Here is a 15,442-nt window from a genome sequence, read left to right as displayed (position 1 = left end):
GTGGAACGCGTCACGGCAGCTATAGCCGAGCGGAGAGAAGAGTTGTTTGCCCTGCTGGCCGAACTCGTCGCTCATCCCACGGTCAGCCCGCCTGCCCGCAACAGCGGCGGCGCGCAGAGCCTGATCGCCCGAAAACTGGACGAGCTGGGCTTTGAGGTAGATCGCTGGCCGGTCTTTCCCGGCGATGACAACGTGGTGGGCCGCCTGCGGGGCACTGCGCCGGAGCGGGCGCACAGCCTGATCATCAACGGGCATATCGACGTGGCGGAAGTGGGCGACGACAGCGGCTGGACCTATCCGCCGTTTACGCTTACCCGGGGCCGGGACGGACGCCTGTACGGACGCGGCGTCGCCGACATGAAAGGCGGCCTGGCAGCCAGCCTGTTTGCCATCCGGATGCTGCGCGAGCACGGAATCGAGCTGAAAGGCAACCTGATTTTTCAATCGGTGATCGGCGAAGAAGCGGGGGAAGCAGGCACTCTCTCCGCCATCGAACGGGGCTATTCCGCCGACTACGCCGTCGTGGTGGACACCAGCCACCTGCACATGCAGGGACAGGGCGGTGTGATTACCGGCTGGATCACGGTAGAAAGCCCCGTCACCCTGCACGACGGGATGCGGGCAAAAACCATCCATGCCGGCGGACGCGTGCACGGTGCCTCCGCGATCGAAAAGATGATGAAGATCATCGCCTCGCTGCAGGAGCTGGAACGCCACTGGGCAGTGATGAAGTCGTACCCGGGATTTTCGCCGGGCAGCAACACGATCAACCCCGCGGTCATCGAGGGCGGTCGGCATGCGGCATTTATCGCCGACCGCTGCGCGCTGTGGATCACCGTCCATTTTTACCCCAACGAATCGCATGAAGCGATCATTCAAGAAATCGAAGCCCATGTGCAGGCGGCGGCTGCGGCTGACCCGTGGCTGCGGGACCACCCGCCCACATTCCGGTGGGGAGGACGGTCGATGATCGAAGAGCGGGGCGAGATTTTCCCCTCGCTGGAACTGGATCAAAACCATCCGGCGCTGTCCAGACTGAAGCAGGCCTATCAGGCGGTGATGCAGCGTACACCTGTGGTGGACATGTCCGGAACGGTAACGGACGCAGGCTGGTTTGCCCACGCCGGCATTCCGGCGGTGATCTTCGGACCCGGCGAGCTGTCCCAGGCCCATGCCGTTGACGAGTCGATCGATCCGGACGAACTGGTCCGCTTTGCGCAAATCATGGCCCGGTTTCTCGCAGACTGGTGCAACACGGAAAAGGAGTGAATGTCCTCGTGGCCACTTTTACAGAGCGCCTGTTGAATCGCGTCGCCCCGATTTGGGAGCGTTCGCATCGTCATCCGTTCGTAACCGGCTTGGGCGACGGCAGTCTGCCGGTTGAATCGTTCCGGTTTTACCTGAAGCAGGATTACGTCTACCTGATCGACTACGCCAAACTGTTCGCAATCGCCAGTACCAAGGCAGACGATCTGGCCACCAGCGCCAGATTTGCCGCCCTGCAGGAGTCGACGCTTCATTACGAGATGGAACTGCACCGGCAGTACGCTGCCCGCTTCGGGATTTCCCGCGAAGAACTGGAGGCGACCGAGCCGTCATTTGTCATGCTGGCCTACACCAGCTACATGCTGAAAGTAGCCCACCAAGGCACGCTCGCCGAACTGGTCAGCGCCGTTCTTCCCTGCACGTGGAGCTATTGGGAGATCGGCAAGCAACTGGCGCAGGTGGACGGCGCACTGGATCATCCGCTCTACGGTGAGTGGGTGCGCACCTACAGCTCCGACGAGTTCGGCCAACATGCACAGTGGCTGATCGGACTGATGGATCAACTGGCGGAAGGCAAAAGTGAACGGGAGCTGAACCGTCTGGAAGAGCATTTTCTCAATACCTCGCGCATGGAGTATCTGTTTTGGGATATGGCATACCGGAGGGAAATGTGGCCGTGCGAGAAAAACTAGCCTTCGCCGGCGTCCGATTCTCCTACGGGGAGAAGGCCATTCTCGACGGATTTCAGCTTGCGGTCGGACGCGGCGAACTGGTCAGCCTGATCGGGCCGAGCGGGATTGGCAAAAGCACGCTGTTTCAGCTGGCGGCAGGCCTTCTGGAGCCGCAACACGGCGAGATCAGGCTGGACGGGGAACCGGCAGCCCGGCGGCTGGGGCAGGTCGCCTATATGCCGCAGCGTGATCTGCTGATGCCGTGGCGGACAGTCGTGGAAAACGCCGCGCTGCCGTTGGAGATTCAGGGCATGCCGCGCAGGGAGGCACAGGCCCGGGTAAGGCAGGAGCTGCCACGCTTCGGTTTGGACGGCTGGGCGGATGCTTATCCGGCGCAGCTCTCCGGCGGCATGCGGCAGCGGGTATCGTTTTTGCGCGCGCTGATGACGGGCAGCGACCTCTTGCTCCTGGACGAGCCGTTCAGCGCTTTGGACGGCATCACCCGGATGGAGATGCAGGAGTGGCTGCTTACGATGTGGCAGCAGACGGGTTGCACGATGTTGTTGATCACCCACGACATCGACGAGGCGATCCTGCTGGCGGACCGAATCGTCGTGCTGCTTGGCAGCCCGATCAGCAGTCCGGTGGAACTGGACGTCCCGGTGCCGCGGCCGCGCTCGCTGGCGAGCCGCAGTCATCCGGCGTTTCAGGCGCTGCGCGGGCAGATTTGGGAGCTGTTGCGGCAATCGGCCACGGCACAGCCGGTCGGGAGGTATGCGTGATGAAGACGGTTCACCAGGGTATCTGGTTTGGCCTCTCGTTCGTGCTGCTCTTGGCCGGCTGGGAAGCGGTCTGCCGCCTGTTTGCCATCCCGCCGTTTATCCTTCCGCCGCCAAGTGCCGTGCTGCTGGCCGTATGGGATTTGCGCGAGCAGCTGTTCGGCCTGCACCTGTGGGCAACGCTGCGGGAAGTGCTGTTGGGGTTGTCGGCGTCGATCGTGTTCGGCATTGCGCTCGCCCTGATGATGAATCTCAGCCGCCCGGTGGAACGGCTGGTCTATCCCTATATTGTGATTTCACAGACGATTCCCATCATCGCCCTGTCGCCTGTCTTCATCCTCTGGTTTGGCTACGAACTGTCGGGAAAAATCGCTGTGACGATCCTGTTCACGTTTTTTCCCATCGTCGTCAGCACCTATGATGGTCTGCGCGCGGCCGACCCGGAGATGGTCAACCTGCTGAGGACGATGGGGGCGTCGCGCTGGCAGATTTTTTCCAAACTGCAGCTTCCGGCCAGCCTGCCGCATTTTTTCAGCGGTCTGAAGGTAGCGGCCACGTACAGCGTAGGAGGGGCGACCATCGGCGAGTGGCTGGGCGCGAGCGAGGGATTGGGCTATTTCGGCCGGCGCGCATCGGGCAATTTTCAGGCACCCGCCCTGTTTGCCTCCGTGCTGCTGCTCTCTGCGCTCGGCATGCTGCTCTTCTGGCTGGCCGGCACGATTGAACGGCGGTTTGCACCACATGCGCGCACAAACACACGGAAACAGATGAAAACACAGTAAGGAGAATATTGAGCCATGAAACGTTATTCCAGATGGGCCAAGACATTGATGAGCTTGTCGCTGGCGGCCGGGCTGGCGGCGTGCGGCAGCCCGACAGGAAGCGAGACGGCACCGCAAGCCAATCAGCCGGCGGCGGGCACAGGCGAGCCGACCGAACTGACCATCGCGCTCGACTGGTATCCAAACGCCGTGCACTCGTTCCTCTACGCGGCAGAAGAACAGGGTTATTTTCGTGAGGAAAACCTGAACGTCCACCTGCAAATGCCATCGGACACCAACGACCCGCTGAAAATGGTGGCGGTCGGCAAGGTGGACTTGGCCATCAGCTACCAGCCGCAGGTGGTGCAGGCTCGTTCCGAAGACATTCCGGTCGTCTCCATCGCGGCGCTCGTGCGCGAGCCGCTGAACGTGATCATGACGCGCAAGGACAGCGGTTTGGACACGCCGGAAAAGCTGGTTGGCAAAAACATTGGCTATCCGTCCATTCCGCTGGACGAGTCGATCGTCCGCACTGTGCTGAAGCATACGGGCGCGGACGATTCCAAGCTCAGTTTTACCAACATCGGCTTTGACATCATCCCGGCGCTCACAGCGAAACAAGTGGATGCGGTAGTGGGCGGCTATATCAACCACGAACAGTTGATCCTGGAGAAAAATGGCGTGCCCGTCAACGTTATCAAGCCCAGCGACTACGGCGTTCCTTCCTACTATGAGCTGGTTATAGCCACCAGCGACGAGACCTTGGGCAAAAAGCAGCAGGCGCTGGAGGCGTTCCTGCGGGCGGCTGCCAAAGGACAGGAATACGTGAAGAACCACAAGGCGGAAGCGCTCCAGCTCCTCTTGGACAAACAGGCCAAAGAGTTCCCGCTGGATCAAGATGTGGAAACAAAGAGCCTGGACATCTTGCTGCCGCTGATGGACGCGGGCGACCAGCCGTTCGGCACCCAGACGGCCGAATCCTATCAGAAGCTGATCGACTGGATGAAACAAGAGAAGCTGATCACAAACGACGTCAAGGTGGACGACGTCATGCGCAATCTGTTGAAGTAGTTGAAGATAACGAACAAGCCCAAACGTTCAACACGCGTTTGGGCTTGCTTTTATCCTGCACACCCCCTTTCCTTTTTGCTGACAATGGTCTTATAATGGAAAGGGGAAATCAGGACAAGGAGACGTTTTGATGAACGACAATCGCGAAGATCGCTACAATAAGCTGATTATCTGGACGTTTGTCGGCAGTGTGTTGATTTGTACGCTGTCCGTCGCCATTTACATGTACATGATCATGTTTTGAATAAACGGGAACAACAATGAAGCCACTGACGCCGGTCAGTGGCTTTTTTTGGACGACGAGGCTGCTGAACGGACATCCTGGTAATGCGCTTTTAGTCGGCGGACTGTACCGTACCAGTTGAAAGAGGAGCGGACCCTCGCCCTGCCGTTGGCAATCAGCCGTCTGCGCAGTGCCGGATTGTTGCGAATGCGGGCGATGGCGCGGGCAAAAGCGGCCGGGCTGTTGGCCTGGTTGACCAGCAGGCCGCTGTGTCCGTGTATGACAACTTCCCGTATCCCGCCGCGATTGGAAGCCACAACGGGGATGCCGGATGCCATCGCTTCGGTGTTGACGGTGGCCAGGCCTTCGCGAAACAGGGTGGGGCAGACAAAGACATCTCCGAGCTGGAACATCTGGTGCACCCGGGAAGGCGGCACGTAGCCCGTGAAGCGGACAGGGACGCGCAGGCGCTTGGACAGATTGCGAACGTACCGCATGTATGGCGTCTGCCGCCTCACGCCTGGCCAGGAGGCGCCGACAGCCACCAGGCGGATGTTGGGTATGCGCCGTTTCAACTGAGCGACGGAGCGGATCAGGGTATGCAGTCCCTTGCCTCTGACGATTCGTCCGACGAACAGAACATTGAAACTCCCGGCCAATCCCATGCGTCTCCGCAGACGCAGTTTCGCCGCGGCCGGCCACGGACGGAATTTTACCGCGTCCACTCCGGGAATCGCGGTGCGGAATTTGTGGGCGTGGGCGGGATAGCGCCGTTTCATCGTGTTGGTGACAAACGACGATACGGACGTGATGCCGTTCACCTGACGGAGGATCGCATTGGCCTGCGGCAGGGTCAAGCGAGACATGAATGTAAGCGAGTGGAGCGACAGAATGATCGGCGTATGGGGGAACGCCTGTCGCACAAACGGAACAAATCGCGGCCGATTCTCAATCTGGATGATGTCAAACGACTGTCCCGCCACTTTGCGCAGCGCGGCGCGCAGGTAGGCGAACGGCCTGCTGCTGGGGACGCGGATCACCTGAAGGTTGCCGCCGACGTACCGGCTGACGCTCGGCAAGCGGGGATGGCTGCGGCTGAGCAGCACGACCTTTTCGCTTTGCGCCATGCGCTTGAAAATGTTGTACGTGACGGATTCGACGGAGCCGCCTTTGATCGGGGGGACCGGCAGTTGCTCTGGACAAACAACCAGGATGCGCACCTCTTCACCCCTCCACGTGTACGTTTGTTGAGTTAATGCCTGTATATCCTATGTCGGGACGAGGTGTGAACTCCTAGACAACTACCTGTTTTCAAAAAATAGGCCGCCCATGCCACACGGGGGATACAATGCTGCAAGAGAAACTGCCCCTTTGTTGCCGGTATGATATTTCGGAAAATTTTGCAAAATGGTATTATGGTACATAGGTCTGCTAGATTTTTCAATCTGGCACTACACTAGGAGAAGGAGGGTATTATGAATCAGTTACACAAACGCATAGGGATGTGGCTGCTGACGCTGCTGTTGCTGCTGAATGTTGCGGCGGTACCGGCCTTTGCCCAAAAGGCAGCAACCGCAGCCGACCCGCTGACAGCCCACATCGAAAAACTGCTGGCCGATCTGGCCCGTGACGAGAACAGCATCGGTCTTCACGCCGGCATCGCCGTATACGATTTGCAGGAAAAGGCGTATCTGTACCGGCACAACGCCCACCGAACGTACGTGCCCGCGTCCAACTTGAAGCTCTTTACCTCTGTCGCGGCGCTGGACAGACTGGGCCCCGATTACCAATGGAAGACGGAGGTGTACGCTGCGGGCAAGCTGCTGCCAAGCGGCGTGCTCAATGGCGACCTGATCCTAAAGGGGTATGGGAACCCCGGGCTGTCCGTCGAAGACTTGCAGCGTATCGCGGCCGCGCTGAAGGAGAAGGGGCTGACCCAGATAAACGGCGATCTTTTGGTAGACGACAGCTATTTCGATGACACCCGCCTCGGCATCGGCTGGATGTGGGATGACGAGCCATACGGCTACAGTGCCCAAATAAGCGCACTAGCGGTACATAAGAACAGCATCACTGTAACAGTCACGCCGGCGAAACAAGCGGGAGAGGCACCGACGTTGACGATGGAGCCGGATACGTCCTACATCCGGTTGGTAAACAAACTGAAAACGGTCGAGGGCACCACAAGCAACATCAGTGTAGAGCGGCCGCGCGGCACAAATACGGTCGTCTTTTCCGGAATGATCGGCATTCAGGCCAAGCCCTACCAGGAAGACGTGACGATGGAAGACCCCGCCCTGTTTGTTGCCGATGTGTGGAAGCGGCAGTTGGCTGCCGCCGGGATCAAACTGCGTCCCCAGGCGAAAACGGCCAAAACCACGGTCACTACGGGCGTCGCGCTCTACACCCACCTGTCCAAACCGCTGTCCGAGCTGCTCGTGGAACTGAACAAGGAGAGCGACAACTTCTACGCCGAGATGTTTTTGAAGACGCTTGGGGCGACGCAAAAAGGAGAGGGCAGCAGCAAAGCGGGGAGCGAAGTGGTCGCCGACGTGCTGAAGCGGGCAGGTATAGACGCCGGTTATCAACAGGTGGACGGTTCCGGCCTGTCTCGCTTCAACTGGATCACCGCCGAGCAGATGGTCAAACTGCTCGCCTTCGTGCAGGAGCAGGAGTATCGGGATGCGCTGGAAACGTCCCTGCCGATCGCCGGTGTGGACGGCACCTTGAAAAACCGTCTGCAGGGAACCCCGGCGGAGCGGAACGTCATCGCCAAGACCGGCTCGATGGGCGGCGTAAACAGCCTGTCCGGCTACGCCACAGCCAAAAACGGCCACAAGCTGGCGTTTTCCATCCTGATCAATGGCATCTACAAATCAAAGTACGCCCGCGATCTGCAGGACCAGCTCGCGATCCTGCTGACCCAGTACCCGGAGCTTGCCCCCCGGACAAATACGAGGCGCAGGAGCCCGCCACCTACAAGCTCTCTGCGCTGTTGGACCCGATCCTCGACGCTGCCGACCAGTCCGGTATCACCGCCGGCGTGATCGTCAAGTCGCTGGACGATAAAGGAGACGACGCTGTCTGGTACGAGCGCAACGCGGATACGTTGATGACACCGGCCTCCAATTTGAAACTGCTGACATCAGCGGCGAGTCTCCTCCAGTTGGGGAGTGGGTATACATTTAAAACGGAGCTGTATGGATCGGCGCCCTTGCCGAAAAACGGCGTGCTGAACGGCGATCTGTATGTCAAGGGCTACGGCGATCCCACCTTGCACACGGAGGACCGTCTGAAGGTGCAGGAAGGCGTTTCCGTCGAAGAAATCGCAGGCTGGCTGAAAGCGCAGGGCATCAAGCGGATTAATGGCAATCTGGTGCTGGACGACAGCTATTTTGATGACCAGCGGCTCGGCCTCGGCTGGGCCTGGGACGACGAGAGCTACTACTACAATCCGCTGATCGGCGCGCTGTCCCTCAACCGCGGCACGGTCATGGTGGAGTACCAGCCGGGTGCGAAAGCGGGAGAAGCGGTTCAGGTAAATCTGCTGCCCAAGACCGCGTACGTCAAGATCATCAACGAAGCGAAAACGGTCTCAGCCGGTGAGGAAAACACCTTTGCCATCACGCGCGAACGTGGAACGAACACGATTCACGTCACCGGAAACCTGCCGCTGGGAACGGCAGGCGACTACGAACGGGTACCGGTGGAAGAGCCTGCCTTGTACTTCGGCACAGTCCTGCGGGAGGTGCTGGAAAAGGAAGGAATCACCTTCGCCGGCAGCGGTAAGGTATTAGCAGGAACTGTTCCCGCTCAGGCGGTCAAGTGGACGGAGTTTGCGTCGCAGCCGCTGCGGGAGATCGTCTCCTATCTCAACAAGAAAAGCGACAACTTCTACGCCGAGATGCTGTTAAAAACACTGGGTGCGGTCAAAGGGGAGGAGGGCAGCGCTGTAGCCGGTGTGAAGGTCGTGAGTGATACTGTTCAATCGCTTGGAGGCCGCACCAATTTTGACATGGTGGACGGCTCCGGTCTGACCCGCTACAACCTCATCTCCTCCCGTCACGTCCTGTCAGTGTTGGAGGGAATGAGCAGGCAGGAGACCTTCGAGATGTACTACGACTCCCTGTCGGTGGCCGGCGTGGACGGAACGCTGCAAAACCGGATGAAGGGAACGGCAGCCGAACAGAACGTACACGCCAAGACAGGCTCGATGACAGGAGTGAACTGCCTGTCCGGCTACGTGACCACCCAGGACGGCAAGAAGCTGGCGTTCTCCATCCTGCTGAACGGGTACGCAAAAGGCAGCAAAACCTTTACAGACATCCAGGATCAGATCGCCATTGCGCTCGCCTCATTTCAAGAGGACCAATGAAAAGCTGGCGACTTCACCATAGCTGACAGACCACTTAAAGCTGACGGATGTTAGGAAGTCCGCAAGCCTTGTCGGATCGACGGCAAGCAGCTTGCGGACGTTTTTATTAACGGAAAATTCGTGATTGTATACGGATTGAAAATTGTCGTATAATGAAAAACAAAAAAAACGAAAACGGAATAAAAATTCCGAATATCGGAACGGAGGGTGAGGATTGTCGGACATTAACAAATCGGTCCACAAGGCGGCGGACCTGCTTCAGCTGTTTCTCGCCCGCCAGCACCTGTCGGAAACGGTCGAACATGCCGTTCACCCGAACATGTGCGGACACGGACTGGCATGGCGACAACCGTCAGGAGGGAATCGGCGATGAAGGTACGTCTGGAACCGCTCGGCGATCACGCCGTGGTCGTCCGCTTCGGGACAAGCATTGACCCGCACATTCACAGCCAGGTGATGCAATTTTCCGCATCGCTGGAGCAGGAGCCGCTGCCCGGCATGGTGGAATACATCCCCGCTTATGTTACTGTCACGGTGTTTTACGACCCCTTCCAGTTGTACGAGCGATACAAGGGACGGCAGCGGATGGACGGAGAAAGCCGTCAGCCGTTTTCACCCTATGAATGGTTCTGCGGGCAGATTCGCGAAAGGCTGAACAATCTGGGGCAAACAGCCCCTGTCAGCGGCCGGTTGGTCAAGATTCCCGTCCTATACGGGGGCGAAATGGGCCCCGACCTCGGGGAAGTGGCCCGCCACAACAACCTGACGGAGCAGGAAGTGATTGAAACGCACGCCTCTGGCGATTACCAGGTGTACATGATCGGATTTGCCCCCGGATTTCCCTATATCGGGGGGATGCCGGAAAAAATCGCCACACCGCGGAGACAGTCACCCCGCCTGTCCATTCCGGCAGGTTCTGTCGGTATCGCCGGCAAGCAGACTGGCATCTATCCGCTGGAAACGCCGGGCGGTTGGCAGATCATCGGCCGCACGCCGCTGAAGCTGTTCCGTCCGGAAGCAGATCCGCCCAGCCTGCTGCAGGCAGGGGATCGCGTCCAGTTTGTGCCCATAACGGAAGAGGAATTTCGCGCATACGAGGAGGGATCGGCATGACGATACGCGTCATTCGCCCCGGACTGCTGACAACGGTCCAGGATGCTGGGCGTTACGGGTATCAAAAACACGGCGTGATCGTAAGCGGGGCGATGGACCCGGTTGCCCACCGGGCCGCCAATCTGCTGGTGGGCAACTGCGACGCAGACGCCACGCTGGAAATGACGCTGATCGGACCGGCCCTCGAATTTACGGAGGACGCGCTGATCGCCATTTGCGGCGCCGATTTGTCGCCCACGATCGCCGGCGTTCCCGTGCCGCTGTGGAAGCCGGTGTGGGTAAAAAAGGGCGCCGTCCTGGAGTCAGGCGGCTGCCGTGCCGGGGCGCGCAGTTACCTGGCTGTGGCCGGAGGGATACAGGTGCCGGTGGTGATGAACAGCCGCTCTACATACTTGCGGGCCGGTATCGGCGGTCATGAGGGGCGGCCGCTTCGTGCCGGAGACGTTTTGAAAGCCGGGCCGCTTCCGGAACAGTCGGCGTTGATGATCCGCCACTTGCGCTCGCACGCGGAGGAGGGGGCATTTGTTCCGGCAGAGTGGGGGATCGGACCGGAACTGCTGCCGGCATACGATTCATCGCCAGTAATACGGGCCATGCGCGGCAGTCAGTGGGACTGGTTTACAGAAGCGAGTCAGGAGGCATTTTTTTCGCAGGCGTTTCGGATCTCACCGCAATCGGACCGAATGGGCTACAGGCTGGAGGGACCTGTCTTGTCGCTCGTCTCGCAGACGGAGCTGATCTCCGAAGCCGTGTCGTTTGGCACCGTGCAGGTCCCGGCCGAGGGCAAGCCCATCGTGCTGCTGGCCGACCGGCAGACGACGGGCGGCTATCCGAAAATCGCCCAGATTGCCAGTGTCGATCTGCCGCTCATCGCCCAGACCAAGCCGGGGGATGTGATCCGGTTCGTCGAAATCAGCCGGGCCGAAGCGGAAGCGCTGCTGCTTGAGAGGGAGTACAGCATTCGGCAGGCCAGGTTGGGCATTCAGTTCAAACTTGCATAGGAGGGATTTGCATGCACCGCGTGGATCTCAATTGCGACATGGGAGAGAGCTTTGGCGCCTACACGATTGGAAACGACGAAGCGATTCTGCCCTATATCACTTCCGCCAACATCGCCTGCGGCTTCCATGCCGGCGATCCGGGAACAATGCGCCGGACGGTAAAGCTGGCACTGGAACACGGCGTCATGATCGGCGCCCATCCGGGCCTGCCTGATCTGCAGGGCTTCGGCCGGCGCAACATGGCCGTATCTCCGCAGGAAGCGTACGATTTGATCGTCTATCAGGTGGGAGCACTGCAGGGCTTTGTACAGGCGGAAGGAGGCACGATGCAGCATGTGAAACCGCATGGAGCCTTGTACAACATGGCGGCTGCCAACCCGGAACTGGCCCGGGCGATTGCCGAAGCCGTCTATCGGATCAATCCGGAGCTTTACCTGGTCGGACTCGCGGGCAGTCAGCTTGTTGTGCAAGGGAAGAACATCGGTCTGCGGGTAATCAACGAAGTCTTTGCCGACCGCACCTATCAGAAGGATGGCTCGCTGACGCCCCGCAGCCGGCCGGATGCGCTGATTGCCGATGACGAACAGGCGGTCTCCCAGGTAATCCGCATGGTCAAGGAAGGTAAGGTGACCACACGGCAGGGGACAGACATCGAGATAACGGCGGAAACCGTCTGCATCCACGGCGACGGTCCGCACGCACTGACGTTTGCCCGCAAGATTCGTGCGGCGTTGGAAACGTCTGGAATCGCAGTCAAGGCGATGAAACATCCAATGTAGAGACAATCGGGGGGATCTAATATGAAAGCATCGAGAATCAGCCTGCTGTTGGGTGCCGCATTTTTGATGGCTACGTCCGCCATCGGACCGGGCTTCTTGACGCAGACGACTGTATTTACGCAGCAGTTGGCCGCCAGTTTTGGCTTTGTCATCCTGATGTCGATCCTGCTGGACATCGGGGCGCAGCTGAACGTGTGGCGCATTATCACGGTCTCGGAAAAGCGGGCCCAGGACATTGCCAACATGGTCCTGCCCGGCCTGGGTTACCTCGTCGCTCTGCTGATCGTCCTGGGCGGTCTGGCGTTTAACATCGGAAACGTCGCCGGAGCGGGGCTGGGATTGAACGTGCTGTTTGGCATCTCTGCAGAGACGGGGGCGTTGGTAAGTGCAATCATCGCCATCGGGATTTTCCTCGTGCGCGAAGCAGGCAAACTGATGGACCGATTTGCCCAGTTCATGGGCGCTGTCATGATTGTCCTGACCCTGTACGTAGCGGTCACCTCTTCGCCGCCTGTGGGGGAAGCGGTCGTCAAATCCTTTGTTCCCGACACCATTGACGTGCTGGCGATCGTCACCCTGGTGGGCGGAACGGTCGGGGGATACATCACGTTTGCCGGCGGCCATCGTCTCCTGGATGCGGGGATCAAGGGGTTTCCTCCTTGCCGGAAGTGACGAAAAGTTCTGTCTCCGGTATCGCCATCGCGTCTGTCATGCGCATCATCCTGTTTCTCGCGGCGTTAGGCATAGTCGCCCAGGGGCTGCAATTGGACCCCTCCAATCCGCCTGCATCTGTCTTTCAGTTGGCGGCTGGACAGGTGGGGTACAAGATCTTCGGCGTGGTCATGTGGGCCGCGGCGATCACTTCGGTCATCGGCAGCGCCTACACATCGGTCTCGTTTATTCGTACGTTCCATGAAAAGATTGACCGTTACCACAACTGGATCATCGTCGGCTTCATCGCTGTTTCCACGCTGGTCTTTGTGCTGGTCGGCCGTCCCGTGAAAATCCTCGTTTTGGTGGGGGCGTTAAACGGCTTGATTCTCCCGCTAACGCTCGGGGTGATGCTGATCGCCGCCTATCGCAAAAACATCGTCGGGGATTACAAACACCCGCTGTGGATGACCATTTTCGGCTTGATCGTCACGATTACGATGGCAGTCATGGGCGTATATACCTTGGTGAATGAGCTGCCAAAACTGTTCCAATAATCAAATGGATACCGCAGGACGCTTGCCGCCGCCTGCGGTGTTTTCCATGCAAATCACAAATGAATGGAGGGACTGAGCATGAACGAGTTTGCGTCGATGCATCCGAAAGAGGCCCGTATGCTGATGCGGGAAGGGCGTTGGGACAAACCGACGGCAGGAATGGCTGCCGGATATGCACAGGCCAACCTGGTGATTTTGCCGCAATCGCTCGCCTTTGACTTCCTGCTGTTTTGTCAGCGCAATCCAAAGCCGTGTCCCGTACTGGATGTGACCGAACCCGGATCACCCGTTCCGGCACTGGTCGCTCCGGACGCCGACCTGCGTACCGATCTCCCCCGATACCGTGTCTATCGGAAGGGTGTACTGGCGGAGGAAGTCACCCGGATTGACCATTTGTGGCGGGAGGATATGGTCGCCTTTTTACTGGGGTGCAGCTTTACCTTTGAACAAGCGCTGCTGGACAACGGCATTCCGGTGCGCCACATCGAACAACACTGCAACGTGCCCATGTACGTAACCAATCTGGACTGTGCAAAGGCGGGCCGCTTCTCCGGCCCCATGGTGGTCAGCATGCGGCCCATTCCGCACGATCAGGTGGTGCGGGCGGTACAGGTCACCTCCCGCTTTCCGGCGGTGCACGGCGCACCCGTCCACATCGGCGACCCGCGGCAGATCGGGATAGCCGATGTAAACACGCCTGACTTTGGCGATCCCGTCCCGATTTATCCGGGGGAGGTCCCCGTCTTTTGGGCCTGCGGCGTGACGCCGCAAGCTGTGGCGATGCGCTGCAAACCGGAACTGATGATCACCCACGCTCCGGGGCACATGTTTATTACCGACCAGCGGGACGCACAGTACGGGGTACTGTAACATGCGGCAGGCACTCTCGATCATTCAGTGGGCCATGTTTATCCTCGCCGGCAGTGTGGTGGCTCCGCTCGCGATCGGGCAGGCGTACGGCATGACGCCGGTGGAAATCGCCGACTTTGTGCAGCGCTCGCTGTTTGTCCTGGGGGTCGTATCGGTCCTGCAGGCCCTCTGGGGACACCGGCTGCCCATCGCCGAGGGGCCCGCAGCGCTGTGGTGGGGCGTGTTTCTCCTGTTTGCTTCCCTGGCTCCCGCGATGGGACTCCAGCCGCGCGAGGTTCTGCCTGCCCTGGAACTGGGGCTGATCGCAAGCGGCCTGATTTTCCTTGCACTGAGCGCGTTTGGCTGGATGGACCTGATTCGCCGGCTGTTTTCGCCGACGGTGGTCGGCACGTATTTTCTCCTGCTGGTGGCGCAGATGAGCGGACCGTTTGTCACCGGCATCCTGGGAGCAAAATCGGGCGCGATTGACGGAAAAGCGGCGGCCATTTCGCTCGCTACGCTCATCGTGTCGCTGGTCCTGGCAAGGAGCCGATACCAACTGCTGCGCAGTTATTCGGTGCTGATCGCAATTGCGTTTGGCTGGTCCTTGTTCGTCCTGGCGGGCCTGTACCAGAAAATCGAAGCACCGGCAGAGGACTGGGTTTCCCTGCCTCATCTGCTGTCGTGGGGATGGCCGCACGCTGACGGCGGCATTATGCTGACCTCGCTCATCGTCACCGTCCTTTTGCTGAGCAATCTGATCGCCAGCATGGAGGCGGTGAAACGGGTGGTCCACCCTGCCGAGCCCGTCAGTGCCAACCGGTCCGGCATCATCATGGGCATCAGCCAACTGCTGTCCGCCGCGTTTTCCACGATCGGCTTCGTGCCGGTGTCCTACACGGCCGGCTTTATCCTGACCACGCGGATGAAGGACAAATGGCCGTTTGTGATGGGCAGTCTGCTGCTGGTCGCGGTCAGTTTCATACCGGCGGTCACGCTGTGGTTTGCCTCGATCCCCGTCTCGGTGGGGTACGCCAGCGTGTTCCTCTCGTTTGCCAACATGATTGGCATGGGAATCCAGGAGATCGCCAAAAGCGGGCTGGATGAACGGCAGGGGTATATCGTCGGCGTTGCGCTGATGGCCGGTGTCGGCTGCATGTTTTTGCCCGCCTCATTCCTGGCGCAGCTGCCGCCCTACATCAGTCCGCTCGTCAGCAACGGTCTTTTGATGGGCGTGCTGATCTGCATGGCGCTGGAGCGGCTGGTCCACTCGCGGCCTGCGTCCAGCCGGGAAAGCGAATAATTCTTCCCATTTTTCTGCAAACGTGGTATGATGACACAGAACA

Annotated in this window: 14 protein-coding genes and 1 pseudogene; 14 read left to right on the top strand and 1 reads right to left on the bottom strand. The window is 59.5% G+C overall.

The genetic code is table 11. The features are described from left to right. From IRT44_RS15395 to IRT44_RS15375, 5 genes are read left to right on the top strand one after another with little or no spacing between them, the layout of a single operon-like run. A complete protein-coding gene (locus IRT44_RS15395; RefSeq protein ID WP_371808872.1) occupies positions 1-1,269 on the top strand; it encodes an acetylornithine deacetylase in 1,269 nt (422 codons plus the stop codon). 8 nt (positions 1,270-1,277) lie between these two features. Then, positions 1,278-1,958, top strand: a complete 681-nt coding sequence (gene tenA, locus IRT44_RS15390; protein WP_171564811.1) for a thiaminase II — start codon at positions 1,278-1,280, stop codon at positions 1,956-1,958. Then, positions 1,943-2,719: an ABC transporter ATP-binding protein gene (locus IRT44_RS15385; protein WP_171564812.1), complete on the top strand. Its 777-nt coding sequence runs from the start codon at positions 1,943-1,945 to the stop codon at positions 2,717-2,719. Before tenA ends, IRT44_RS15385 begins: the two co-directional genes overlap by 16 nt. Then, positions 2,719-3,498, top strand: coding sequence for an ABC transporter permease (locus IRT44_RS15380; protein ID WP_171564813.1), 780 nt, complete (start codon positions 2,719-2,721; stop codon positions 3,496-3,498). Before IRT44_RS15385 ends, IRT44_RS15380 begins: the two co-directional genes overlap by 1 nt. A 15-nt stretch (positions 3,499-3,513) precedes the next feature. Beyond that, positions 3,514-4,548: an ABC transporter substrate-binding protein gene (locus IRT44_RS15375; protein WP_230076938.1), complete on the top strand. Its 1,035-nt coding sequence runs from the start codon at positions 3,514-3,516 to the stop codon at positions 4,546-4,548. A gap of 279 nt (positions 4,549-4,827) precedes the next feature. On the opposite strand, the gene IRT44_RS15370 is transcribed toward IRT44_RS15375, so the two are convergent. Further along, positions 4,828-5,991, bottom strand: coding sequence for a glycosyltransferase family 4 protein (locus IRT44_RS15370; RefSeq protein ID WP_230076937.1), 1,164 nt, complete (start codon positions 5,989-5,991; stop codon positions 4,828-4,830). 255 nt (positions 5,992-6,246) lie between these two features. Here IRT44_RS15370 and dacB (IRT44_RS15365) point away from each other — a divergent pair, with 255 nt between their 5' ends. From dacB (IRT44_RS15365) to IRT44_RS15325, 9 genes and pseudogenes are all read left to right on the top strand, one after another. Then, positions 6,247-7,818 (top strand): D-alanyl-D-alanine carboxypeptidase/D-alanyl-D-alanine endopeptidase, encoded by a 1,572-nt coding sequence (dacB, locus tag IRT44_RS15365; protein WP_230076936.1) that lies wholly within the window; start codon positions 6,247-6,249, stop codon positions 7,816-7,818. Next, on the top strand, positions 7,767-9,146 hold the full coding sequence (gene dacB / locus IRT44_RS15360) for a D-alanyl-D-alanine carboxypeptidase/D-alanyl-D-alanine endopeptidase (RefSeq protein ID WP_230076935.1): 1,380 nt from the start codon (positions 7,767-7,769) through the stop codon (positions 9,144-9,146). Before dacB (IRT44_RS15365) ends, dacB (IRT44_RS15360) begins: the two co-directional genes overlap by 52 nt. Positions 9,147-9,360: 214 nt before the next feature. Further along, positions 9,361-9,519, top strand: coding sequence for a hypothetical protein (locus tag IRT44_RS15355; RefSeq protein WP_212131948.1), 159 nt, complete (start codon positions 9,361-9,363; stop codon positions 9,517-9,519). Next, positions 9,516-10,259, top strand: coding sequence for a 5-oxoprolinase subunit PxpB (gene pxpB, locus IRT44_RS15350; protein WP_230076934.1), 744 nt, complete (start codon positions 9,516-9,518; stop codon positions 10,257-10,259). Before IRT44_RS15355 ends, pxpB begins: the two co-directional genes overlap by 4 nt. Then, a complete protein-coding gene (locus IRT44_RS15345; RefSeq protein WP_230076933.1) occupies positions 10,256-11,260 on the top strand; it encodes a 5-oxoprolinase subunit C family protein in 1,005 nt (334 codons plus the stop codon). The genes pxpB and IRT44_RS15345 overlap by 4 nt, the downstream gene beginning before the upstream one ends. A gap of 11 nt (positions 11,261-11,271) precedes the next feature. Beyond that, positions 11,272-12,039, top strand: coding sequence for a LamB/YcsF family protein (locus tag IRT44_RS15340; RefSeq protein ID WP_230076932.1), 768 nt, complete (start codon positions 11,272-11,274; stop codon positions 12,037-12,039). Positions 12,040-12,060: 21 nt separating this feature from the next. After that, a pseudogene (locus IRT44_RS15335) lies at positions 12,061-13,247 on the top strand (NRAMP family divalent metal transporter). Positions 13,248-13,325: 78 nt separating this feature from the next. Further along, the gene (locus tag IRT44_RS15330; RefSeq protein WP_171564822.1) at positions 13,326-14,117 is read left to right on the top strand and encodes a putative hydro-lyase; all 792 of its coding nucleotides are present in this window, start codon (positions 13,326-13,328) and stop codon (positions 14,115-14,117) included. Position 14,118: 1 nt separating this feature from the next. Beyond that, entirely contained in the window at positions 14,119-15,399 is a 1,281-nt protein-coding gene (locus tag IRT44_RS15325; RefSeq protein ID WP_171564823.1) for a purine/pyrimidine permease, read from the top strand. Positions 15,400-15,442 lie beyond the last annotated feature (43 nt).

This window comes from Brevibacillus sedimenti (genome assembly GCF_020923495.1).
GTDB classification, from domain to species: Bacteria; Bacillota; Bacilli; order Brevibacillales; family Brevibacillaceae; genus Brevibacillus; species Brevibacillus aydinogluensis.
This window is presented reverse-complemented; position numbering and strand designations above follow the sequence as displayed.

What these genes read in the sequence shown, in the direction of transcription:
- IRT44_RS15330 (WP_171564822.1), top strand. Translation starts at nt 13,326, where the DNA reads ATGAACGAGTTTGCGTCGATGCATCCGAAAGAGGCCCGTATGCTGATG.
- IRT44_RS15340 (WP_230076932.1), top strand. Translation starts at nt 11,272, where the DNA reads ATGCACCGCGTGGATCTCAATTGCGACATGGGAGAGAGCTTTGGCGCC.
- IRT44_RS15380 (WP_171564813.1), top strand. Translation starts at nt 2,719, where the DNA reads ATGAAGACGGTTCACCAGGGTATCTGGTTTGGCCTCTCGTTCGTGCTG.
- IRT44_RS15345 (WP_230076933.1), top strand. Translation starts at nt 10,256, where the DNA reads ATGACGATACGCGTCATTCGCCCCGGACTGCTGACAACGGTCCAGGAT.
- dacB (WP_230076936.1), top strand. Translation starts at nt 6,247, where the DNA reads ATGAATCAGTTACACAAACGCATAGGGATGTGGCTGCTGACGCTGCTG.
- IRT44_RS15325 (WP_171564823.1), top strand. Translation starts at nt 14,119, where the DNA reads ATGCGGCAGGCACTCTCGATCATTCAGTGGGCCATGTTTATCCTCGCC.
- pxpB (WP_230076934.1), top strand. Translation starts at nt 9,516, where the DNA reads ATGAAGGTACGTCTGGAACCGCTCGGCGATCACGCCGTGGTCGTCCGC.
- IRT44_RS15375 (WP_230076938.1), top strand. Translation starts at nt 3,514, where the DNA reads ATGAAACGTTATTCCAGATGGGCCAAGACATTGATGAGCTTGTCGCTG.